This is a genomic window from Vibrio sp. 2-1-2a (assembly GCF_032648565.1).
GTDB lineage: Bacteria > Pseudomonadota > Gammaproteobacteria > Enterobacterales > Vibrionaceae > Vibrio > Vibrio diabolicus.
Map to the genome: position 1 here is coordinate 84,837 of NZ_WBOH01000006.1, position 23,108 is coordinate 107,944.

Consider the following 23,108-nt stretch of genomic DNA (forward strand, 5'->3'; position numbering starts at 1 on the left):
CCAAGCTAGCTTGACGGCCATTTATGAGTTACATTTTCTAACCAACCTGCGCTCCTACCGGGCATGGTTATTTAGATAGCAAGGATCCTTATGGCGAATAAAAAAGTATTAATTCTCTTTGCTCATCCTTCCCAGCATCGTTCAGAAGTGAATACTCCACTTTTCAAAGAAGCTCAAAAAATTGAAGGCGTGACATGTGTTGATCTCTATGGTGAATACCCTCGTTTCGATATCAATATCGACCGTGAACAACAACGCTTGCGTGAGCATGATGTAGTGGTTTTTCAATTCCCACTATATTGGTATTCAACCCCAGCAATTTTAAAAGAGTGGCAAGATCTGGTTTTGGAGTATGGCTTTGCTTACGGCACTGAAGGAACCGAACTACAAGGTAAAACCATGCTGTGCGTGCTTTCTGCCGGCGGCAAAGAAGAAGCCTATAAAGCCGAAGGCTACAACCATTTTACGATTCGGGAACTGCTCGCTCCTATCGAGCAAATGTCAGCGCTCACGGGCATGCACTATATTGCGCCTCTTGCTTTGTTCGGCGCACGTACAGCCGAAGAGGAAGGACGAATTCCCCGTCATGTCGAACGGTACAAAAGCCTGCTAACAGCATTAGTCGAAGATAGACTGGATGTTGAAGCAGCTGCGTCATTAATCAAACTCAACAGCGCACTTCCGAAGCTCATCAAGGAGGCTTCATGACAGGGATATTCTTACAAGCCTTCGTGTATTTGATTGCCGCTGTGATCGCGGTGCCACTTGCCAAGCGTTTAGGGCTCGGTTCCGTTTTAGGTTACCTCATCGCTGGTGTGGTAATTGGTCCAATTATCGGTTTAGTCGGTGAGGAAACAACGACAATTCAGCACTTTGCCGAATTTGGCGTGGTGATGATGCTATTCCTAGTGGGGTTAGAGCTAGAGCCTAAAATGCTCTGGTCAATGCGAAATCGTTTAATGGGCTTAGGCGGTCTTCAAGTTGGCGGTACCATCGCGGCGATTATGGGTATTGCCCTGTACTTTGAGCAGCCTTGGACTATTGCCTTAGCCATCGGTTTGATTTTCGCCCTTTCTTCTACCGCGATTGTTTTGCAAACTTTTAGCGAAAAAGGGTTAACGAAGACAGAAGGCGGACAAAACGCGTTCTCTGTTTTGCTTTTCCAAGATATCGCTGTTATCCCGATGTTGGCCTTTATTCCATTGCTGGCCCTGCCGGAGTTAGTCGAACAAGCACAAAATGCTGTTCAAACGGCCGCGCAGCATCATGACGATTTAAACCTCGTGGCCGATTTACCAGGCTGGGCGTACGGAATAGTCATCACAGCATCGATAGCGATTGTTGTCGTTGGTGGTCACTTTTTAAGTCGACCTCTGCTGAGCTATGTTGCTAGCTCTGGGCTGCGTGAGATTTTTACCGCCACCGCATTGATGCTGGTGATCGGCATCGCAGCACTGATGAGTTTGGTTGGCTTATCTCCTGCATTAGGAACTTTCTTGGCTGGCGTTGTATTGGCGAACAGCGAATTTCGCCACGAGTTAGAGTCCAATATCGAACCATTTAAAGGGTTGTTGCTGGGTCTGTTCTTCATCACCGTCGGAGCTGGGATCAATTTCTCAGTTCTATTTGGTGACTTCTGGTTGATCATGGCACTGACCATTGGCGTGATGGTATTGAAAGCCTTGGTGCTATTTATTCTCGCGCTGATATTTAGAGTGAAAGGCAGCAACCGCTGGCTGTTTACCTTAAGCTTGGCTCAAGCGGGTGAATTTGGTTTTGTGTTGCTAAGCTTCTCTGTGCAAAACCACGTCATTCCGTTTGAACTCTCGCAAACGCTTGCGCTGGTTGTTGCTATCTCAATGTTCTTAACGCCAGGTTTGTTCATTCTATTTGACAAATTAATACTGCCGCGTTTTGAAACTCAATCAAACGAAAGGGAAAGCGATACGATTGAAGAAAAAGGCACAGTAATCATCGCTGGTATCGGCCGTTTTGGTCAGATTGTTAACCGCTTGCTTGTTTCTAATGGTGTAACAACAGTGGTGCTCGATCACCAAGCCAACCAAGTTGATAACATGCGCCAGATTGGCACTCGTGCTTATTTTGGCGATGCGACTCGACCAGATATGCTGCACACTGCAGGCATCGAGCATGCGGCTGCGTTGGTCGTCGCAATTGATAACCAAGAATCGAGTGTGGAACTGGTGAAGTACGTCAAACACACGTACCCCAAAGTAACGGTGATCGCACGCGCCTTTGACCGTGGGCACGGCTATCTTTTGCGTCAAGCTGGGGCTGATATTATTGAATCGGAAACCTACCATTCCGCATTGGAGATGGGCGGTCACACGATGAAAGCACTTGGTATTCATCCCTTCTTTGTTGAGCAGCAAAAAGCGACATACAAGCGTGTTGAAGCGCGCAAGTCCGAGATACTCTACAAAGCTTGGGAAGATGATTCTGAAGGCGAACGTTATGACAACAATTTCCGACAACTGTTTATTCAGTTAGAGGAAAAAATGGCGGAAGAGATGCAAAAAGATCGCCATGACAAACTCTCGCGCTCAGAACGTGGTTGGACGCCACCGCCGAAAGGTTACGCCGATGACTTCAATGAAGATAACGTTCAAGAACTAACACCGCCGAGAGAAGAGCCGCTCTGACGGTAACTTGCTCAATATTAAAAACCTCCCGTTTGGGAGGTTTTTCTTTTTCAGTACCGAGTCACATGCCGTGCAGGATAAAATGATCTTCTCACGAGATTACATAAGATCATTCATTAAAATCTCATACTCTTCGTTTGCTTCTTCCACTAAGTGAGAAAGCTCTAACGCATCAGTAACTGCAAGATTGAACTGCCACGGAGTTGTGTCTTCTTTACCACAGATTCGAGTTTCACACCCACGGCTCTCAAAAGACAAATCATCAAACTCTGTGGTATGGCGCTCTTGAAGTTCTACAATCTCAACTTCTAATTTACCGACAGGGTTAACTTTAACGTGAGCATGTAAATCTGAACTGTTAGACAAACAATAATCTCTATGAACCGCAATCATGGCCGCCTCCTTGGTCTGCCAACTGACAACTCACCCATGAGTGTAGACGAGGGAGTTTGAACGTGGGGTGAAATAATAATGAAGATTGATCTGTCTCATTGGAGTAGACAATTATTGTTGTGCTGGTATGAATCTCATCTGATTTAAATCGTTCCTAGATCACAAGAGTTGGCATTTACCGAGACTTTCCCTATTATCGAAACAAATTTACTGTAGTCATTCTTTAGAGGTCAGTATGGAGCTTGAAGCCGTCGCTAAAGCACTAAAAGAGTTAGGGCATCCTACTCGTTTAAGTATTTACAAAGAAGTTGTCAAAGCGGGATACAAAGGTATCGCGGTAGGCGGCGTACAAGAAAAGCTTGGCATTCCTGCATCCACTCTCTCTCATCATATTTCTAGTCTAGCCTCAGCCGGGCTTCTCACCCAACGTCGTGAGGGGCGAACCCTTTTTTGCGTTGCAGAGTACCAATGTTTAGATGATGTGATCGGCTTTTTAAAGGCTGAATGTTGCGTTAATGAGTGCTCATAACCTCATAGCAGAGGCGAAAGACTTCGGTTTTACATTAGACTTTACCCGTTCTTGAATGACCGCCGACAAACATAAACACCGAGCTCGCTAAGCTCGGTGTTTTATTTTTTAGTTTTCGACGAGCAACATTGAGGCTTTAGGTGGCACAATTAACTTACCGTCAGATGGAACGTCCTGATCCGTCATCAAATCCACCCAGTCGCCATCCATTTTCAATGCCAAAGACTGCTGACGCTGCGATTTATTAAGCACGACAATGCCTTTGCTCCCTCGCTTAAATACCAGCATATCATCGTTACCTTCAAGAACACTCATCGACTCGCCATGCGTCATATTATGGAATTGGATCATTTTCGCCATTCGCGGATCGTTCCATGCGCCTTGCCATCTTGGCTTGCCATTTTTATCTGTAATACCGCTAGTGTTTAAGTCGGTATAAACCAATGGCACACCACCATCGCGGCCTAGAATGTAGGCATAAGCTAACCATTCATTTTCCTCATCCATGATCAGATCAAGAAAAACGTCATTGTTAGGAATGTCATGCGTGACAACAAATGTAATCGCGCGACCAGGCGAAAGGGCCTGACCGAAACAGTATGGGTCAATCAACGACTTGAAACTGCCCTTTTTAGCAAACGCCTTAAAAATGGTTGAGAACAAAGGGAAATCGTAAGCGCCTAAGCGAGTTTCCTGTAAATACGGCTCAAGAAACAACTGATACTCTTCCTCTGTCGCACCGCCATCGGTAATAATTTCGCCAAATATATGCACATCGCGCGTGATGTCGTCTGTCCAAACACGTTTAAGATGCTCTAACGTCATGTGTTTCGCGGCATCAATACGAAAACCTTTCACACCAATGGCTTTCAGTGCTTTTAGGTAAGCGCGTTGCTGCTCAACGACATGGTCACAAACACGGAGGGTTGGCAAGCCAGGATCAGTTGGTCCACCAGTGATGCGTCCATTTTGTACCTGCCATTTATCTTTCCAGTCTTTAATACCGAACGCTTCAACAAAGTCCTCTTCATCAAAAAGCGGTTGAGATAAGTCGCCAAATAACGTTAGCGACTGATATTTCTGTTTGTTTTGTTGGTATTCCTCCAAGATCTCTTGCCTTGGATATTGGAGGTCTCGGCGAAGGTGGGCCTCATTTGCCATATGGTTAAACACCACGTCAGCGTAAACCCACACGCCAACTTGCTCCAGTTCACGAACCATACGGATAAAGTCTTTGGTATCACCCAACGCATTGTCGATGACACGGTAATCTTGAGGTTGATAGCGCTGCCACCAGCGATCATCGTGGGCGCTTTTCATTGGTGGCGAAACCAACACGGAGCCGTAACCTAGCTCGTGGATTTCTTTTGCTCGTTGGGCAATGTCAGCATACTTCCAATCAAACGCATGTAAGATAACATTCGCACCGAATGATTGTATTTCCTGTGAGCCACTCATGTTGTTCTCCTACTCGTTTTCACTCACGATTACTTGTTTGCATTTTTTTGTGAGTGAATTCAATAGTCGAAATTATAAGAGCTATTCATCAGACGCCCTCACCCTTTTCGCCCTAACTCAAGGCTGAAAATGAAGGCGTAGTGACTCCTCCATTGCATAAGTAGAAACGATTCTGGACGTAAACGAGTAGATGACATTCAAGTACACCGCACATAAAACACACTAAACCATTGTTTTGTATTGAAAAAAATGCATTAAAAATATATGAAAGAAAATATCCGGGTACGCCCTAAAGGAGGCCAAAGACTAAAAACAGCCAAACCACTCTATTGAGTAACTAATTTTTAATAAAGTGAAACTGGCAGGTGGATCACGTTTGGCGCGTATTCAAAACAGCCCCCTTCTGCGTATCCCACCTTAAAACATGGAAGATTACCGTTTGTATCTATCCCGAAATGACTTCAAAATGCGGAACTTAGCTTATGCCTATTGGTATGAATTACCTTGGAGGGTAATCATGAATATCAAAGAGTTTTCTAGCCTCGTCGGCTTGTCTGCTCATACACTTCGATACTAAGAAAAAATTGGCTTACTTAAACATGTCCATAGAAACGCGAGTGGGCATCGAGTGTATAGTGCGAAAGATCTAAGCTGGATTAGCTTCGTAAAGCGATTAAAAGAAACTGCAATGCCGCTTGAAGAGATTCTGGAATATGCAAAATTAAGGGAAGTCGGCTCAGAGTCTGTACGACAACGCCAAGCCTTGCTAGAGCAACACCAAGAAAACCTCAAGCTCCACATTGAACAGCAGCAAAAGCACTTAACGGCTCTAGAAGAAAAAATTGCCTTGTATAAAAGCGGAAAAGTTCGTTGACTTAGAGTTAACTCTAACGATTAAGGTATGTGTGCATTTATTCACTAGGAACATATCGATGGAACAATCACGCTTTAACAAAGGATTAGAACTACTCTCTCACATTGATGGCGACGCTGGTCATAACGTCATCGAAAGCTTACAAGATGTTTGCCCAGATTTAGCTCAGTACACCATTGAGTATCCGTTTGGCGATATTTATGCTCGCCCAGGCTTAGACCTAAAATCGAGAGAAATCGCAACTGTCGCCGCGCTAACGGCAATGGGGAATTGTGAGCCACAACTGAAAGTACATCTCAATGCAGCACTTAATGTAGGCTGCAGCGAGGCTGAAATTAAGGAAGTCATCTTACAGATGTCCGTCTACGCAGGGTTTCCAGCGGCATTAAACGGCATGTTTGCCTTCAAAGAAGTGCTGGCGGAAAGAGCAGAGTAATCACGACGTTGAAATCAATTTAAAGGCAATTAAAAACGGCCCTTGGGGATCGGGCCGTGATTTAAACAACGAGTGAATTAGCGCTCAGGGGTTTCAAGCAGTTTAACCGCGCAATCTACCGCGTTGTTAATGCCTTGACTACTCTCCAACTTGCCTGAACTTGCAGGACCAAGGGCACAAGAATACAAAGCCAGCTGCTTATCGAACGGCAGATCCAACTGTTCATATAGATTTTGTCGGATTCTTGCATGTTGTTCTGGTTCTTGGTTAGCAAGGCTAATCAACGTTTCATAAATAAGCGTTTTCATGTCATTCCCTTTTCACTTTATTGCACGGGGTGCATATATATTGTATCCGTTTGGGAAGCACAAATCAGAAGCTAGGTCACAGAACGCGTCGCTAAAAAAGTTTATGTGCGCGGTAAATTGTAATACAAACCTAAAGCCGTTTAGAAAAAGAGCAAAGGATAACTCGATAAATTAGCCGATTAACTGGCATTCGCCGCTGTTTGATCACAATAGCGTCCGATACAAACAAAAACGCCGCTCTATGAGCGACGTTTTTTATCTCGATTTCAGCTAATCGAGCATGTTTTAGTTGAAGTGCACTAACATTTCAACGTCATCACCTTGTTCTGGTGCTTGAAGAGAGAAGTGCACATAGCCCGCTTCAGTAACAGGAATCGCAAGGTATTCGTTGCTACCTGCATAGTTAGACACGTACTCGTGTTGCTCAACCGTAGGCCAATGCTCTCTGCTGGCGTATAGATCGACATTACCCGTTTGAGAGTGAGCCGTTAGCCATACACGAATCTCTTCAACACCTTCAGGTACATACACTGCCGCATAACGCTGCTTGTGAACGGTCAGCATTTTGGCTTCACCAGACTCTAGTACCACCGGTGCCAAATCGTCTTGCACTTGTGTTGGCGGTGTTTGCGCTTCAACGTCTAAAGCAGCCACAAGATTCACAGAGTCATAGCTATCACGGCCAGTTAAACTGATGTAGTAACGACCAGCTTTCACGTAACCATCCTGCTCTGGCTCAAATACAATCTCTTCATTGCTGCCATCGCCATACTGGCTCATTTCAAAGTCGTAGTAATGCGCAACTTTGTTGTAGCTCATGTAAAGATCCGCATCCCCCGCACCTTCAATAGATACATTAAAGCGAACGGTGTTGGCTGGTACGTCAACGTAGAACAGTTTTTCGCTGTACGCTTCGCCACTGAGTTGAAGGCTTTGGTTCGCCGTCAATTCAGTCACTTGTGCTTCAGGTTCTGTTGGCTCTTCTGGGTCAGTACCTGGTTGCTCTGGCTCCACTTCTAACGTATCCAACCAGCGCTCAAACTCTGCGTCATATTGTTGACCTAATGTCGTCACCTGTTGCGCCCACTGTTCAAACTGACCAGTGCGCGACAACGCCAACAAGCTTTCTACGTCTTGCGGATGATTTTCTAGCATGAATCGAACGGCCAAGTAACCCCAACGATAGATACGATTAGTATCGTGAGAATATGTGGTATCAAACACAGTTGAAAGGCTCAGTTTACCGCCTGCAATCAGTTCGATCGCCGCTTGGTAGCCTTGTTTGTAATGCATGTATTCAGCAAAACCTTCCAGCCACCACACGATATGACCGTGGGCTAAGTTATCACTGAACGAGCCGTACTGGTTAAATCGCGCGTCCAAATAGTGCGTGTACTCATGCTCTAGATTCAAGATCGATAAATCTTCGCCATTCGCATAGCGATAAGCCACGAAACGGGCGGTATTGTCCGCTTTTGATGGATTCCCTTCAAGGTACTGACCACCGTTGTCCGTTGTATTACCAAACAGGAACGAAGAATAATCAACGTAGCTGTCGTTACTAGCAAACACCGCCACCTCAACACGATCATTCAAGTCATCAGCGACAGGTTGATTGCCCGTATTCACCACTTGATGGAAGTCGGCTTCTTTCGCAGCCAGTACTTCACACGCTTTCGCAGCTTGAGCATCGGTTAGATCTTCAGAGCGAATGATGGCAGGTCCCTGACACTCAAAACGATTTGGCATCACGCGCGCTGCTAGATCTTGCTTCGCTTGATCTAGGTCCAGACCGTTTAAACCTTCAGGTGCGTAGTAGCTCATCATCTCTACGGCAGCAAGCCACAGTTTGTCATGCTCACTACCCAGTGGGTAACGCTGCATCACTTGTTGCATCACAGCCAAGGCTTTGCGTTTGGTCTCCTGATCTGGGCTCGCAAGCAAACGACCAGTTTCACGTAATGCATTGAAAACAATAAAGCTCGCATCCGTATCCAATGCCCAAGCGTTATCAGATGCGAATCTCGCTAATGTATCAATATGGTGAGTATTGTTTGCCATGTAGCGGTAGAACTCATCGTTTGCTACATGACCTGCCATAGAACGGAACAGGTTGTTTAAACCATCGACCCATTGCGTGTCCTGCGCGGTTTCACGGTTAAAGTGCATCAACGCGGCCATCATGCTATCCATGGTCAGCGGCAACTGCTTCACGTTATCAACCATCAAAGTCAAGCTCTTCATTGCGCCAACTTGTTCACGGCCTTGATCCAAAGCATGAGGGTTGTTAAGGAATAGGTTCGTCGACTGAGCAAAACGCTGACTCAACGCTTGCGAAAACTCAGGTGTACCAGTGCCAGCATTGTAACGAACGTAGTATGCAGCACGAATAAACTCGCCCAGATTTTCTAGAACACGAGCTTGCTCTGCTTCTCCACGATAGCGGGCAATTTCTTGATCCAACGCGACTTGGATACGGCTTAAGCTCGCTTCGCTGTAAATATCGTTAAGCGTTGCGGAAGGAGCTGAAAACCAAGCGTGGTAGCAATCATACTCAGCACCAGAAACGGCAGCAGCCAAGTCTCTCGATTGTTGTAAATCAGCAACAGCGCACTGGTTTTGTGCAAAAGAGAAGCTAGACACACTCGCTAGCATACAAGCAAGCGCCAAACGATGGCGCGGGAAAAAACGGATATGAGACATAACAACACTCATTGATTATTAACATACATTGAGTGGGGGTTTATATTCTTTACAGCTCAAACAGTGAAATCAGTATCATAAAATTTATGAAATCGCTCCCAAAAACAGGCTTTTTACTCTAAATTTATGGGATCAATCCCAACCCAAGATTTCTCACAATTATCAATAAAAACATTAATTTACCTTTTTCTAAATAACGACTTTATGAGGAAAATTGCCCTTAAACGCCCCCCTTAACTCTTCCAGATAGAGTTCACGACAATCAAAGGTTCTAAATTAAATTTTGATGCTTGATACCATCTATTTTTATTTGTGACTCATTCCCAATAAGTCATCGAGTGCATATAAAAAGGTTGGCATTAATGGTAAATTCTCCGCCAAATCAAACACATTTACTCCTCGAGTCATTGATGAGTGAATAAAGCAGATATTTGGCTAGGGATAATACATGTCACTTTGGGGATTTTTGGGAGCGGGGATTGCCTACTTCATGATAACGTTTGCCTTTGTTTTTGGCGGCATTTTTTGGTTATGTGCTGAAGGTAATACATTAAGAGAAACAAAGCGCCAATCATCAATAATGTCCGGTGTTATTGCTTGTACTATTGGAACTTGGGTGCTTGCTTTTGGTGTTTACGTTTACGGTTACTTTTGGGATAACTCTTCTCACTATTATTTTTATTTGCTCGCTCCATGGGGACTTGCCATTTTTGGGGTAAAACTTCGTAACCGCTGGGTTAAGCAATACGCGCGTGTAAAACACGCAAAAGAAGAACAGTGGCAAAAGCGCTGGCGAGAATTATTAGGGGAAGATACTGAAGATTTTCCACCATATCCACATGATTACGAGCTCTACTCGGGCATTTGGCAAGCCAATGAAGCGCTCCGAGAACAGTGTTTTGCAGCCCTTCCTCACGGGAAAGCAGTCTACGAGAGAGTGAAAGCCTTCCAAACGATGGCCTCCCACGCTGGTGACATAAACGATCAAATTTTGCTGAGTAAACTCGATCAACTAGAGGATGAAATCATTCAAGTTCTTGAGCAACACTCGCAAAAGAAAGTAAGCATTGAAACTGGCGCAGGTACTTTACGCAAAGAGTCAAAACGCAATGTTTATCGCCATGAGAATAGCCCAACAGAAGAGCAACTGTGCGACTCAATCAATCTCCAACATGATTTGGATCGAGAGCTACGCAACATTATCTATGATCGGCTCGGTTACGATGGCGAAGATGAGTACTTTTTCCTCCGAGCGCCACTCGAAGAGCTTACCGAGAATGAAACCGCAATCAACTGGATGCTCTGGGGTTTAGTAAGCGACCATTTTGCTGTTGACCCATACCAAACGGCGTTGGATCTCAGCCTAATGAATGCGGAACCAAGATGGGGGCAAAATGAACGGTTTGTAATGATTACGGCTCAATAAACGCAAGTACTAAGTCTAACTTTAATACCACCTATTCTGAAACCACCCTCGCGTTGGTTAACTTAGCCAATAAGCCGCCAACGCGATCACGCATTTCACGTCTGTCTACAATCATATCTAATGCACCATGTGCTAATAAAAACTCACTTCTTTGAAACTCGTCTGGTAGCTTTTCACGTACCGTTTGTTCAATAACACGCCTTCCCGCAAAGCCGATGCTTGCTTTAGGCTCACCAATATTGATGTCTCCCAACATGGCTAAACTCGCCGAGACGCCACCATAAGTTTGGTCCGTCAATACTGAGATATAGGGTAATCTGTGCTCAGATAAATGGTTTAACGCGGCGCTGGTTTTTGACATTTGCATTAGTGCTACCAAAGACTCTTGCATGCGCGCCCCTCCGCAAGCAGAAAAACACACTAGCCCAGATTTTGTATTAATCGCAGTTTCAACGGCGCGGACAAATTTCTCGCCAACCACCGCCCCCATCGAGCCAGCCATGAAAGAGAATTCAAACGCACAAGCTACAACAGGCAAGCCTAGTAACTTCCCCTGTATCACAACCAAGGCATCTTTTTCTCCAGTCGTTTTCTGCGCGATGGCAATTCGCTCTTTATATCGCTTTAAGTCTTTAAAACCCAAAATATCCTGCGGTTCCAACTCACTTGCCAACTCTTGCTGTGTTCCATGATCCAGAAAAGCGTTCAACCTTTGACGTGCAGCCATTCTCATGTGATGAGAGCACCTAGGACATACTTCCAAATTCTCTTTTAATGCCGCGCGATAAAGTATTTGTTCACATTCAGGGCATTTTGTCCAAACGCCCTCAGGAATAGACGCTTTGCGCGAACCTATTATATTCTTATTCTCAAATAACCTTTCTAGCCAACTCATGAGTACCTCATTATTGATCACCTCGTAGCACGACATCTGCATCGTTTGCCCGCTCTGACTTTTAAATAAAATTGTATGCAACTCAGTCTGAGGATAAAGTGCGATATGCTGGCTTGATAATCCAATAAAGTGGGACAATAGAATGTTTGATAACGTCGACCAAATCTGGTTAAAAAGTTTTCACTGTGTCTATGAAAACAACAGCTTTAAGCGAGCCGCTGAGTGTTTGAATATACCAACGTCGAATGTCAGCCGACATATTGCCCTGCTTGAAGAAAAGTTAAACATCAGGTTGTTCAATAGAACGACAAGGCGAATGACGCCTACCGAGGCTGGAGAAGAGCTCTATAGCAGCACTCGTCCATTATTGGAACAACTCAACAACGCGCTAGAAACCGTGACTCGCCACTCGCACACCGTAACAGGAGAGCTACGTATTCTTATGCCAGACACACCTGTACTGGCCAAAGCGATTGTCACATTTTGCACGCAATACCCGTCAATCTCTTTGTCTTGCGATACAACGCTAAACCCTAAAGATGAGGTTATTGACAGCTTTGATGTCATTTTGAGTTTTCATAGAGGGACTTTGTCTGACAGCAATTGGGTGGCGAGGGAAATCAAACGCTGGCCCAGTGCTATTTTGGCTGCGCCTCAACTGCTTAATAAGTGCGGCCGTCCTTACAAAATCACGGATTTAAATCATGTTCCCTGTATCACGACACTTACCGCAGTAAATGGTGCTCCCTGGGTGTTTAAAAACCCCGACGGAGGTCATATTACGCAAACAGTACAATCATCATTCAAAGTAAACAGTGGCCATCTCGCTAAATCTGGCGCGTTATCAGGGCTTGGATACGCAATACTTCCAATAGAGTCATGCAAAGACGAGATCGAGAGCGGCAAGCTTGAAGTCATCCCTCTAGAATACGAACCTGAAGATTTAGTGCTTTATGCGTTTTACTCTTCTAGAAAGCACTTAGCCAAGAAAACCTCTATGTTTGTTGAGCACTTAAAACAACTCGCGAAACTTAACGCCTAGTTAATCACTAATCATTTATCCCAATAAATATAAAAACTGGCATAGTAGAGCAATTCGACATGAGATTTTCTCAAATAAAAAAGCCAAAAAGCCAGCAATCGAGATTTACTGGCTTTTGCAAAAGGATTTCAGTTGGCGTTTAAATTCTAAACGCTCCTACGTGACGATCGAGAGTTCTCGATAATTCCGCAAGTTGTTGACTTGATTCTTCCAATTGCTCACTCGCCGTTAGCGCGTTTTTCACGGAGTGACTGACGGTATCCATATTCATGTTAATTTCATTTGCTACCGTCGATTGCTGTTCTGTTGCCGTTGCCACCTGAGTATTGATATCCAAAATAGTAGTAACTTGATCAGCAATTGCCTCTAGTGCTTGTCGAGCGAGCTCCGTTTCTGCAGTGCCTTCTTCAATTAGGGTTCTACTATTACTCATTGAATTAACCGCACTTTGGGCTTCGGTTTGCAACTGATGGATCATATTGTCAATTTCATCAGTGGACTGAGCCGTTTTAGTTGCAAGATTACGAACCTCGTCTGCCACTACGGCGAAACCTCGTCCGGCATCACCGGCGCGCGCTGCTTCAATAGCGGCATTTAACGCTAGTAGATTAGTTTGCTCAGAGATCCCTCTAATGACTTCGAGAATACTACCAATCGACTGAGTGTTGTCCGCAAGGCTTACGATAATATTGGAAGTACTGTTCATCTCGTTTTCAAGATTCGTCATCGCCGTCTTGGTGCGTTCTAGCGTCTTGTAGCCATCTTGAGTCTCATTACTTGCCGTACTCGCAGCACTCGCTGCACCAGCAGCATTTGACGCAATTTCGTTGACGGTCGCGATCATTTCGTTCATAGACGTGACAACCAGCATGGTTTGCTCATTCTGCTCCTGCCCTCTTGCAAGCGCTTGTTGAGATTGTCCACGCAGCGCGACAGCGGAACCATTCAGCTCTACACCAGTATTTACAACTTGTGTAATGATTTCATGTACCTTGCCAACAAACACGTTGAACGCCGAAGAAATTTGTGCGACTTCGTCATTACCTTTTGCTGGTAAACGAACCGTTAAGTCTCCGTCACCTTTCGAGATGTCTTGCAACGCCTCCTTAAGCGCAGATAGCGGTCGCATCAGCTTGTTGAGTAGCAGCGATAGAGCCAAAACACACAGAACGAAGATCACCACCATGGAAATCAGTTGGGAAGTAATAATTCCATTCGTCGCTTGGCTTACTTCTGTAATAGGAATACCAATATCAAACGTACCGTACAACTGACCATTCACGTAGATCGGCGCCATGATATCAAACACCCACACTTTCTGGACATCGGCATACCACTTTGAATACTGTTGTACACCTTTGGTTGCACCTTCAACGGTGTAGTTATCATTGTAGGTTTTATTTAGCTTTTGCTTATCACTGTGAGCAACCGCCGTCACATTGCGATCAATTACGACTGCATAGCTTACGTCTGAACGTTGTTTCAAACCCTCAACAAGCGATTGTAAGTCTTGCATTGGGTTGGCTGAGTTCTCCAAAATATAACTTGCATTTCCTGCTAAAAACTCAGCTTGAACTTGGGATTTGTTTAAGATGATGTCATCGATTTTCTGACTCGAAATTAGGTACGTTGATGCCATACTTGCCACGACAGCAATACCAAACATGGCGCAAACGGCTAATAAGATGATTCTTTTCATTTTAATTGTCTCGGTACAATTCAATGTGATGCTCACGACAGAGCGTTAAGCCTTTCGCCTCTTATAACCAACACAAACTGTATTTTTAGCCTGTCTGGCAAAGCTAGACGTAACTTTGTAGCCACTGTATCTGCCTGATTACCGATAACTTTAGAATGAAGGAAGAAAAGTCTTCAAAACGTCACATTTCTACGAGGTTTGACTGAAAAACAAGAGAGTAATCGATAACTTCAAGTAAGCGGCCACACTAGCATCGAGAGTTAAAAAAAGAGTTCTAGTTAGAGCCTTGAAAATATAAATAAGCGAGCGCTTCGACCTATATTCTTACAATTCTCCTTTGCTCAATTAAGTTAATTCTATTCCAAACTCTTTAATAACGATGGTCACAATGAAGAAACAAACGATTGAAATAATGGCGCAAATTCCCAAAGAGAACCAAAACGAATATCGGCTCAGTAAGAAAGGAAAAACTAGAAACATCGGCAATGTAGGCAGTACATACCAAAAAGTATAAAACGCGTGGTTCGCGAGCTTTTCCTGACCTTGCCCTTCAATATACATCCAAATTAAAGCTAAAATAGTGACCGTCGGGAGCGCGGCAATCAGCGCTCCCGCTTTATCACTTCTCTTGGCAACTTCAGATATAAGCACCACTATTCCTGCGGTTAACGCGTACTTAGTAATCATCCACAACATGAAAGAGCTACCTTTAATAAACAAAAAGCGACGTAATAATTACAACAGAGCTTAGCTCATTAACGTCGTAAACCCGTGCATGCCCATATATACACCAACGGCACTAATCAAGATCCCCGATAGATAAGGTGCACGACGAGCCACATCGTTCAAACCACTCCACTTCGATGTTGCTTTTTGAACGCCCACTGCCGCGACAACACCAACCGCAACTAAAGTTAACGCTAGACCAATACTGAACGACACCACCAAGGTTGCACCAAGTGTCATGGCCTTAAGTTGCAAACAAATGAGTAAAACAGTGACCGCCGCCGGGCATGGTATTATCCCACCCGTCAGACCAAACAGAAGTATTTGTCCATTGGTAACATCTCGATCGCCAAAGCGCTTTTGAATATCTAGAGCGTGAGCACGCTCATGAGCATCTTGGTACTCTTTATTCTCACCTTCCGAGTGGGAATCCGCATGAAAATGCACCTCGAAATCGTGGGTGTGATCATGGTGCCCGACCATCAACGTGACGAAAAAATCATCAGAGGCTTCAATACAGGAGGCGGATTCCAAATAGCCATCGCGCTCAATAAAGTGATAAATATCAGAAGGCTGTCTGATTGCGTTGGGTAGCACTAGTTTAACGCTTTCAGCCGTTAAAGGCTTACCATTAAGTGTGCGTAACTGAAAACGGCAATGATGCCCTTCATCTACGATAGAAAGCGATAGATGCCCATGACCAGTATCGACAACTTGCGTTCTCCAGTCTCGAGCTTGCTTATGAGCTTTGTGCCAAGCTCGCTCATCACTCCACGTTCTCCAGAACATCCATAAACCCGTCGAAACGATAATCACCCCAGAGATAAGCTGCATCCATGGCTCCGCAGCTTCTGCAGTAAATCTTTGACTTATATACATCCCACCCGCAGCAATTATCCATACGATCGCCGTATGGGAAAGCGTTGCAGCCAACCCCAACATCACCGCCTGCTTCACTGTTCCTTTTACGGCCACAATAAACGCGGCCATCATCGTTTTTGAATGTCCTGGCTCTAATCCATGTAACGCTCCTAATAAAATGGCGCTGGGTATAAAAAACCATCCGTTACCTTGTTGTAATAATGTGACGAAATCCATTGTTATTCTCAATATGCTCTTCTAAAGTTGCCCTAAACTATACTCCCCCCTAGTATTTAATACTACCCCCCAGTATAAGATGAGTGCTACATTATCAGTTAGAATCTCGCAGTCAGTAACTTAATGAAGATAAGTCATGTCCCACACAACCAGAGATCAAAAGAAGCTCAATACCCGTGTCAGCAAAATACAGGGTCAGGTGAATGGTCTTAAAAAAATGCTGGAAGAAGAACATGAGTGCCAAGATGTGTTGCAACAAATCGCTGCAATTCGAGGGGCTGTAAATGGCTTAATGAAAGAGGTGATAAAAGGCCATCTCATCGAACACGTCGTATTGGAGGAAGAATTAGAAAAGCGTGAAGCTGATATGGAAGTTGTACTGAAAGTGTTGGACTCCTATATCAAATAACACGATTTCATTAATTTTTTGAAGTGCCATTATCGATTTTCATTAAAATAGATAACGCAAGTCCTAAGGCGATAATTTGCAAATGCCTCGCTCGATATCCAATACATAAACATTTATTTTTATAAGACTCGAGTCGCAACGAACATATTGCCTGCATAGTAAACTCCATGCATTTAAACTGTACATGGAGGTTACTATGCCTGGTGCTTTCGCACATATCACAGCGGTAAATGAAGCTTCTGCTAATAATGCATTGATGAAGTTAAACATACCTCGAGAAGCAAAAAAGGCTTTAGCTCAAAATAAACGGTATTTAGAGCTCGGTTGTGTAAGCCCCGACTATCCTTACCTTGCTCTAATGAATTCTGCGCAAAATAAGTGGGCAGATAAAATGCATTACAACCACGTTGGTAAGCTAATTGATGCTCTTATTCAGCAGGTAAAGGCCGCAGATAACGAACACTTTGAAAAAACCTTCTCATGGTTATGTGGCTTTGTAGCACATGTAGCAACCGATATTACTCTTCATCCTGTTGTTGAATTAAAAGTGGGCCCTTACGCAGAAAACGCCCAGCAACACAGAATTTGTGAAATGCACCAAGATGCTTATATTTGGCCGTCCAGGATGCAACTCGGAAGTATTGGCCTTGCAGATAGAGTCAGAGAAAACATCGGCAGTTGTGTGGACCAGAGTAACAACAACCTAATAGATCCAGTTATTCGTACTATTTGGTCTAGTGCCCTTTCAGCTACTTACCCTGAATATGCTAAAGAATGCGAACCTGACGTAAACGTCTGGCACGAAGGATTTCAATCCGTTGTGGATAATGCTGAGGAGTCGCATCGCTTATTTCCCTGGGCGAGGCATGTGGCTTCCAAACTAGGGTTAACTTACCCGCTTCCAAACGAAGTTGACTCTACTTATATTCAGGATTTAGAAACGCCAGATGGTATTAAGCACTACGATGAAATTTTTGATAAGGCGATTAAGACAATCCAAATATTTTGGGAAAAGCTGGCAGCTTCCATTTATGAAAACCAAGATACTGGCTTTTTTGAAAATTGGAATTTAGACACTGGTCGAAATGAAAACGGACAGCTTAGTGCTTGGAGAAATCTATGAAGCTAATCATCGTTATCACCCTTCTTCTCTCATTGACTTCTTGCGCCACCAAATCTCAATATTCTGAAGAAGTCATGTTTGATATGGCCTCGATTTTAAAAGATGTAGCCCAAGCTGTTGACGGTGAGCTCAAGTTTGGAGAAACAGCAGGACTAACAGAAAAAGAAATCTTCGAAAATGCGATGTCAGCTAATCCAGCTCAAATCACTAAACTCTCACAGTTAGCTATCGATGGAAACATTTCTAATTATCGAATTCTTTCAGAGTTTCAAGATGATAATGCAGTTATGTTGATATGTGACGGAGATATAGCATTAATGGAAGATGCAGGTTGCAACTCAGAATTTGATAAGATCTATTGGAACTCCCCAAAACCTTACTCATGCCAAATCAAACTTGATGCGGCAGCTATTTGTACTGATTAACAGTAGGGAAAATAGAGAAAATTTATGAGTAATACAAGGTTTTAACTTATGCCTGTCATGTATTACTCACAATATGCAGAAACAGGTAATATTTAAAAAGCTCAAGCTTACCTGTAAGAAATCACTACGTTCTGTAAAGCACTTTTACAACATGCCAGCCGAACTTGGTTTTGACTAGGTGTGGCGTCAGAACCTCGCCAGAAAAGCACACTTTGTCGAACTGAGGTACCATTTGACCACGGCGGAACTCACCAAGATCACCACCGCGCTTACCTGACGGGCAAGTGGAATACTTCTTCGCTAGTGTCTGAAACTTTGCGCCTTTTTTCAGTTGCTTGATAATGTCTTCTGCTTGCTCTTTGTGCTTCACAAGAATATGTAATGCGGCTGCTGTATTTGCCATTGATCTATCTCTCACTATTCTGGTCGCGCAAGTGTACCCAATCCCTTTTAACACGCCAAACATTTCTTGTTTATACCTAGGCGGCTTCAAGGTTCAAATACATGGGACTATAAAACTTTCGGCATAACAAGATTAAAATACAACCAAGTTTTGCTCAGTTAATCACTATTCTTTAAGAGATTGTCTAAAAAGCTCACATTTGTCTCTCCGATGGTTGAAGCCTTCGTCTGATAAGATTAGATTAGACACAATTCGGTGGTATTTATAAGGTTATTTCATGGCAAAAGTCGTTAGTAAAGCGAATCAATCTCAGGGCATGTTGATGTTCAAACTCACCCTGCAACAGAGTTTCGCGATAGGCACGCTAAAAGTCCGTGAAATCGTTCCGTATATGCCAACCACGAAGATCCCTTACTCGCATCATCACGTCATTGGCACCGTTACAATACGTAACTTAACAGTGCCTGTGATCGACATGTCAGCGGCTGTCGGCTTTCGTCCTATCAGTGAAGAAGAATACAAGAATTGCTACTTGATCGTGACAGACTGTTTGCGAACCGTGGTCGCCTTTATGGTTCGTAGTATTGAGAAGATCATTGAATGCGATTGGAAAGCCATTGAAACCCCACCAGCGAGCGCTGGGAAAAATATTTTCGTAACAGGTATTACTCGCTACGAAGACAAAACGGTTCAGATGCTGGATGTAGAACTGCTGCTTTCCAAAATTTATCCGCAATACGAAAACTCAAAGATCCCGATGCTGACAGATGTTGAACGTGAGCGCCTAAAAGCATTAAGCATTCTTTTGGTGGATGACTCTTCCATCGCTCGTAAACAGCTGTGTGATGCTCTTGATAGTATCAATATCGGATACCAAATTTGTAAAAATGGTTTAGACGCACTAGAGCTGATGAAAAGCGAGGCTGAGGCTCATCGACCAATCGATATTTTGGTCAGTGATATTGAGATGCCAGGGCTTGACGGCTACGAGCTAGCATTCGAAGTACAAAATGACTCCGCTCTTAATCACTCATACCGCATTTTGCATACGTCGTTATCGAGCGAAATCTGTGTAGACAGAGCTCACCAAGTTGGCGCACACGAGGCGCTTGAGAAGTTCAATGCTGGTGAGCTGATTGAAGCCATGCTGCGCGGTGCAAAAGAACTAGAAGCCAAAGCTATGGCTTCTTAACTCTTAACTAAACAGCCAAGAAGCAAATTGTCGAATATGGTGTTTTGCGGCCATTTTTTCGCGCAGAAGCTTTGATGTTCGCAGCTGCTAATTTCTCAGGTCACTTCTTTGGCATCGAGTAACTACGAGATACAAACTCTGTCTCTTCGACTTGATTGATGTGATTAATATAAGAAGCCAAGCTATAAAGTACATTCGCCAATAAGTTCGCGTAACGAAATAGAATGGGGGCAGGTTGTTTCTTACCTGCATGTTCGATCGCAACTAATGCTCGTACCGTTTTTTTAGCTTGGCAACGGCACAAATGCAATTGACTGGATGCAGGGTGCCCTCCGGGTAGAACGAAACCTTTGAATCCACCATCAATGCGTTGCTTAAGCAATTCATAATCTGCCTTTAGCTCTTCAACTTCCGCTTCTGTAATCGCCAGCTTTCCGCGAACCGAACCATTTAGGTGATAAACATTAGGCTGCATTCTTGTCAGTATGTCGCGGCTAAACTCGTCCAGATCCATCGCGAGAACTAAACCAATACGACTACAAAGTTCATCAGCCGTGATTTCAAAGTCACAAACCGGACTGTCCTCGTAAATAAACGGATAGCAAATCTCGCTCAATTCCTTGCTCACAGGCTTCATGCTTTTGTTCCAATATAAAAAAGGGAGCCAGTATAACCTAACTCCCCTTATGCGTTCATTATTCCGAATGATCGATATTTACATGACCGATTTACAATCAAGCACTTTCGATTTTCTTGTGACCTTCTTGAAGGTGAACAAAATCTACTAAATCATCACCAGACACTTGATACGCCTGACCAAAGCCTTTAACAAATAGCCCCGATTCTGGCTTTAAGTTAAACAACACGAAATCCTCTAGTTGGCTGAGACCATCAATTATCTCCCCAAAACGTTCTTTCATTTGTCCAACAACTTGGTGCCACATCTCCGTGTCACGCTCAACCACATTTGCCACAGCATCAAAAGTTAAACGCTTACGAGCAAACAACTGCTTTGAAGATTCTTCATCTTCGATCATCATCAAAGAAACGTTAGGATTTTCTAGAAGGTTACGAGCATGACGAGCGATTTTAGAAATGAGTACGAAGTAGCCTTCCTGATTTTGGACATAAGGCGCGTAGCTTACATTAGGGCGACCTTCTGCATCGACAGTTGCAAGCTGAAGCGTACGACGCTCCTGACGAAACTCTTTGATCTCTGGCCCTAAACGACCTTGCAAACGCTCTTGTTTAACTTGTTGATCCATATTGATACCTGACTTTACTAATTAGTATTCGAGTTGAGCCTCGATTATGTTTGTGATTACTTTTTCAATTCGGCTTGTAGGGCGCGGAATGCGGTGACTTGATCTTCAAGTAGCTCGCGCTTTTCGTTACGGCCTAAATAAACTTTGAAAATATTGCTTCCGCACTCAGAGAAAAAGCCAAAATAGTGACTCTCTCTACCCATAAACGGTTTGCTGACCAACGCTACATTTTTAACATTATCTAGCTTCAAGTGACCGTGTAGCTCACCTTCTCTGCCCATTAAATTGTAATAGCCACGCGCCACTTTTCCTTTTGGGAATGGTGCTTTGACTTCAAAAATAGAGCCAAAAGAGTGAACAATAGTCGTCACCGGGCCGAAACCAACCAAACCTTCTAGAATGTTTTGTGCTTGCGCTCCTGGAGCGATGGCCACCATTTCCTGCGGCAAAGCCGCAACAACCTCAAATTCAGAAATGCTGAGACGTTCTGCCATCGCTGCTGGCAATAATTGCGGTTCTTGCTCTAGTAATGCTTCAACTTGTTGTTTGATTGATTCCATATGTTTTCCGTCTTTGTTCAACTTTTTCATTAATTATTGGATACTTTCGGTACGGTTTCATTCGTCTCTGACGTAAGTACCTGAATACAACCTTGAGCCAACGAAACTGCCCAGAAACTACCAGCAAGAGTAAGAACTAGGCTGCGTTCATGCAGTTCCACTAAACCTTTTTGCTGCCACACTTTAAATAGAGGCATTAAAAATCCGAACGTGTCCTCCCCCATAAACGATGGCAGTTGGTTTGCCTGAACGATACCGCGATCAAACCCGGATTTGAGTGCAGCAAATAGTGGCTCTAGAGGGCTTTGCTTCATCATCATAGCGATGGTGCTTTGCCCTTCTTTGATGGCTTTAATATAGGTCGCCAATGTGCGATGTTGCATCATTCCGTAACCACCGATATTACCTCCAGCGCCACAGCCAATTGGCAGTACCTCTGCATATGTCTTGGCTAAACTGTTGTATAAACTACGTTCACGGTTATCGATTGCCCAATGGTTCACACTCAGTTGCTTCATATGGTGTTTGGCCATAAAGTTCACACCGAGCTCATACATGCCTGCTTTTTCTGGCGTGGTAGCTGGTGGGGGGATTTTTCCTTTTTCTACAAGGTTGAGCATGGGAGCTGACCCACCAACCACCAACTGATACAAATCCAGTCCGTGTGCGCCAGTCGAGAGAAAATCATTTAAATCTTGCTCTAACACTTCTTTGGTTTGATAAGGCAAGCCGTAGAGTAAATCGATAATGACAGGAATTTTGTCTTCGTTGGCAATCTCGCTAACTCGCTTGAGCACATCTTCTCTATCATCTAATCGTTTCGCGCTGCGACGCACTTGTGTATTAAAACTTTGCACACCAAAAGAGAAACGATTAAATCCACCGTCTAGAGCGCCTTGGTATAGCTCATCAGAAAAACGGTTGATGCGACCTTCTAAGGTGATTTCACAATCCGAGGCCAAAGGAAAGTGCTCATGAATCGCCTGACCTAACACGCGAACCTGTGCTGGAGACAGATCCGTTGGCGTTCCACCACCGATATACACAGCATGGAAAATACCGTTTTGTGTCCAAGACAATGCAGCTTTCTCCTTGAGCTCCTGCATCAGTGCGTCAAAGTACTCATCAACCAGTGCGCGGCTCGCAGCATTTTGAAAGAAGTTACAAAAGGTGCAACGTACGCGACAAAATGGAACGTGAATATAAAGACAACGTTTATTGGTCGCTTTAACCGAGTTAGCGGTAACGCTTGAAAAAATCGCCTGCTGCTGAGGTGGGGGTACAGGCACGCTCGCTCCGCCAGCGTGTGCCGAATGTTTCTTAACAAAGGCAAATCGCAATGGGTCAGGGCTATTGCTTCCCAACACTGATTCGTCAAATTTATCGATATCGACGCTCATATATACTCGCTTAGCTCCCACCATATAAGGGGTAGAGGCTGGTCTTTAAAAATCTGCAAGAATCATAATTTGAGCGTAATG

23 protein-coding genes and 1 pseudogene are annotated in these 23,108 nt (G+C 44.1%); 11 read left to right on the forward strand and 13 right to left on the reverse strand.

Going from position 1 to position 23,108, the window contains the following annotated elements:
• The first annotated feature begins 90 nt into the window (after positions 1-90).
• Both F7Y48_RS16745 and F7Y48_RS16750 read left to right on the forward strand, forming a co-directional pair.
• Positions 91-708, forward strand: a complete 618-nt coding sequence (locus F7Y48_RS16745) for an NAD(P)H-dependent oxidoreductase (RefSeq protein WP_005392538.1) — start codon at positions 91-93, stop codon at positions 706-708.
• Positions 705-2,663 carry a monovalent cation:proton antiporter-2 (CPA2) family protein gene (locus F7Y48_RS16750; RefSeq protein WP_065645746.1) on the forward strand — a complete coding sequence of 653 codons (1,959 nt, stop codon included), beginning with the start codon at positions 705-707 and terminating at the stop codon, positions 2,661-2,663. The genes F7Y48_RS16745 and F7Y48_RS16750 overlap by 4 nt, the downstream gene beginning before the upstream one ends.
• A gap of 99 nt (positions 2,664-2,762) precedes the next feature.
• Here F7Y48_RS16750 and F7Y48_RS16755 read toward each other — a convergent pair whose 3' ends face one another.
• On the reverse strand, positions 2,763-3,056 hold the full coding sequence (locus F7Y48_RS16755; protein ID WP_005392536.1) for a hypothetical protein: 294 nt from the start codon (positions 3,054-3,056) through the stop codon (positions 2,763-2,765).
• A gap of 235 nt (positions 3,057-3,291) precedes the next feature.
• Here F7Y48_RS16755 and F7Y48_RS16760 point away from each other — a divergent pair, with 235 nt between their 5' ends.
• Positions 3,292-3,585: an ArsR/SmtB family transcription factor gene (locus F7Y48_RS16760; RefSeq protein ID WP_005375388.1), complete on the forward strand. Its 294-nt coding sequence runs from the start codon at positions 3,292-3,294 to the stop codon at positions 3,583-3,585.
• 108 nt (positions 3,586-3,693) lie between these two features.
• Here the strand turns inward: F7Y48_RS16760 and F7Y48_RS16765 are convergent, their stop codons facing one another.
• Entirely contained in the window at positions 3,694-5,043 is a 1,350-nt protein-coding gene (locus F7Y48_RS16765) for an alpha-amylase family protein (protein WP_316685090.1), read from the reverse strand.
• 517 nt (positions 5,044-5,560) lie between these two features.
• On the opposite strand from F7Y48_RS16765, the pseudogene F7Y48_RS16770 reads away from it, so the two are divergent.
• A pseudogene (locus F7Y48_RS16770) lies at positions 5,561-5,917 on the forward strand (MerR family transcriptional regulator).
• Positions 5,918-5,975: 58 nt separating this feature from the next.
• On the forward strand, positions 5,976-6,353 hold the full coding sequence (locus F7Y48_RS16775; protein WP_316685091.1) for a carboxymuconolactone decarboxylase family protein: 378 nt from the start codon (positions 5,976-5,978) through the stop codon (positions 6,351-6,353).
• A gap of 77 nt (positions 6,354-6,430) precedes the next feature.
• On the opposite strand, the gene F7Y48_RS16780 is transcribed toward F7Y48_RS16775, so the two are convergent.
• Positions 6,431-6,661 (reverse strand): PAS factor family protein, encoded by a 231-nt coding sequence (locus F7Y48_RS16780; protein ID WP_005375384.1) that lies wholly within the window; start codon positions 6,659-6,661, stop codon positions 6,431-6,433.
• A 285-nt stretch (positions 6,662-6,946) separates the two neighbouring features.
• Positions 6,947-9,364, reverse strand: a complete 2,418-nt coding sequence (locus F7Y48_RS16785; RefSeq protein ID WP_316685092.1) for a M9 family metallopeptidase — start codon at positions 9,362-9,364, stop codon at positions 6,947-6,949.
• A gap of 448 nt (positions 9,365-9,812) precedes the next feature.
• Here F7Y48_RS16785 and F7Y48_RS16790 point away from each other — a divergent pair, with 448 nt between their 5' ends.
• Positions 9,813-10,790: a hypothetical protein gene (locus F7Y48_RS16790; protein ID WP_316685093.1), complete on the forward strand. Its 978-nt coding sequence runs from the start codon at positions 9,813-9,815 to the stop codon at positions 10,788-10,790.
• Positions 10,791-10,821: 31 nt separating this feature from the next.
• Here F7Y48_RS16790 and accD read toward each other — a convergent pair whose 3' ends face one another.
• Entirely contained in the window at positions 10,822-11,685 is an 864-nt protein-coding gene (gene accD, locus F7Y48_RS16795; protein ID WP_316685094.1) for an acetyl-CoA carboxylase, carboxyltransferase subunit beta, read from the reverse strand.
• 142 nt (positions 11,686-11,827) lie between these two features.
• Between accD and F7Y48_RS16800 the strand changes: the two genes are divergently transcribed.
• Entirely contained in the window at positions 11,828-12,727 is a 900-nt protein-coding gene (locus F7Y48_RS16800) for a LysR family transcriptional regulator (protein WP_316685095.1), read from the forward strand.
• A gap of 139 nt (positions 12,728-12,866) precedes the next feature.
• On the opposite strand, the gene F7Y48_RS16805 is transcribed toward F7Y48_RS16800, so the two are convergent.
• The 3 genes from F7Y48_RS16805 to F7Y48_RS16815 form a co-directional block, all read right to left on the reverse strand.
• A complete protein-coding gene (locus F7Y48_RS16805; RefSeq protein ID WP_048625305.1) occupies positions 12,867-14,426 on the reverse strand; it encodes a methyl-accepting chemotaxis protein in 1,560 nt (519 codons plus the stop codon).
• A 345-nt stretch (positions 14,427-14,771) separates the two neighbouring features.
• A complete protein-coding gene (locus F7Y48_RS16810) occupies positions 14,772-15,122 on the reverse strand; it encodes a DUF3147 family protein (protein ID WP_005392525.1) in 351 nt (116 codons plus the stop codon).
• 51 nt (positions 15,123-15,173) lie between these two features.
• The gene (locus tag F7Y48_RS16815) at positions 15,174-16,250 is read right to left on the reverse strand and encodes a nickel/cobalt efflux protein RcnA (protein WP_316685096.1); all 1,077 of its coding nucleotides are present in this window, start codon (positions 16,248-16,250) and stop codon (positions 15,174-15,176) included.
• A 136-nt stretch (positions 16,251-16,386) separates the two neighbouring features.
• Between F7Y48_RS16815 and rcnR the strand changes: the two genes are divergently transcribed.
• The 3 genes from rcnR to F7Y48_RS16830 all read left to right on the forward strand — a co-directional run bounded on the left by rcnR (position 16,387) and on the right by F7Y48_RS16830 (position 18,207).
• Positions 16,387-16,659, forward strand: coding sequence for a Ni(II)/Co(II)-binding transcriptional repressor RcnR (gene rcnR / locus F7Y48_RS16820; RefSeq protein ID WP_046873754.1), 273 nt, complete (start codon positions 16,387-16,389; stop codon positions 16,657-16,659).
• Between the two features lie 196 nt (positions 16,660-16,855).
• Positions 16,856-17,782 carry a zinc dependent phospholipase C family protein gene (locus F7Y48_RS16825; protein ID WP_316685097.1) on the forward strand — a complete coding sequence of 309 codons (927 nt, stop codon included), beginning with the start codon at positions 16,856-16,858 and terminating at the stop codon, positions 17,780-17,782.
• Positions 17,779-18,207, forward strand: a complete 429-nt coding sequence (locus F7Y48_RS16830) for a hypothetical protein (RefSeq protein WP_053809613.1) — start codon at positions 17,779-17,781, stop codon at positions 18,205-18,207. Before F7Y48_RS16825 ends, F7Y48_RS16830 begins: the two co-directional genes overlap by 4 nt.
• 124 nt (positions 18,208-18,331) lie before the next feature.
• Here the strand turns inward: F7Y48_RS16830 and ppiC are convergent, their stop codons facing one another.
• Positions 18,332-18,673, reverse strand: a complete 342-nt coding sequence (gene ppiC, locus F7Y48_RS16835; RefSeq protein ID WP_074189873.1) for a peptidylprolyl isomerase PpiC — start codon at positions 18,671-18,673, stop codon at positions 18,332-18,334.
• A 214-nt stretch (positions 18,674-18,887) separates the two neighbouring features.
• Between ppiC and F7Y48_RS16840 the strand changes: the two genes are divergently transcribed.
• Entirely contained in the window at positions 18,888-19,802 is a 915-nt protein-coding gene (locus F7Y48_RS16840; protein ID WP_005392519.1) for a chemotaxis protein, read from the forward strand.
• A 100-nt stretch (positions 19,803-19,902) separates the two neighbouring features.
• Here F7Y48_RS16840 and F7Y48_RS16845 read toward each other — a convergent pair whose 3' ends face one another.
• From F7Y48_RS16845 to hutW, 4 genes are all read right to left on the reverse strand, one after another.
• Positions 19,903-20,439, reverse strand: a complete 537-nt coding sequence (locus F7Y48_RS16845) for an ATP:cob(I)alamin adenosyltransferase (protein ID WP_048625311.1) — start codon at positions 20,437-20,439, stop codon at positions 19,903-19,905.
• Between the two features lie 97 nt (positions 20,440-20,536).
• Positions 20,537-21,067: a heme utilization protein HutZ gene (gene hutZ / locus F7Y48_RS16850; RefSeq protein WP_006742192.1), complete on the reverse strand. Its 531-nt coding sequence runs from the start codon at positions 21,065-21,067 to the stop codon at positions 20,537-20,539.
• A 56-nt stretch (positions 21,068-21,123) separates the two neighbouring features.
• Positions 21,124-21,627 carry a heme utilization cystosolic carrier protein HutX gene (hutX, locus tag F7Y48_RS16855; protein WP_164665812.1) on the reverse strand — a complete coding sequence of 168 codons (504 nt, stop codon included), beginning with the start codon at positions 21,625-21,627 and terminating at the stop codon, positions 21,124-21,126.
• A gap of 29 nt (positions 21,628-21,656) precedes the next feature.
• Positions 21,657-23,027, reverse strand: a complete 1,371-nt coding sequence (hutW, locus tag F7Y48_RS16860; protein WP_316685098.1) for a heme anaerobic degradation radical SAM methyltransferase ChuW/HutW — start codon at positions 23,025-23,027, stop codon at positions 21,657-21,659.
• Between the last annotated feature and the right edge of the window lie 81 nt (positions 23,028-23,108).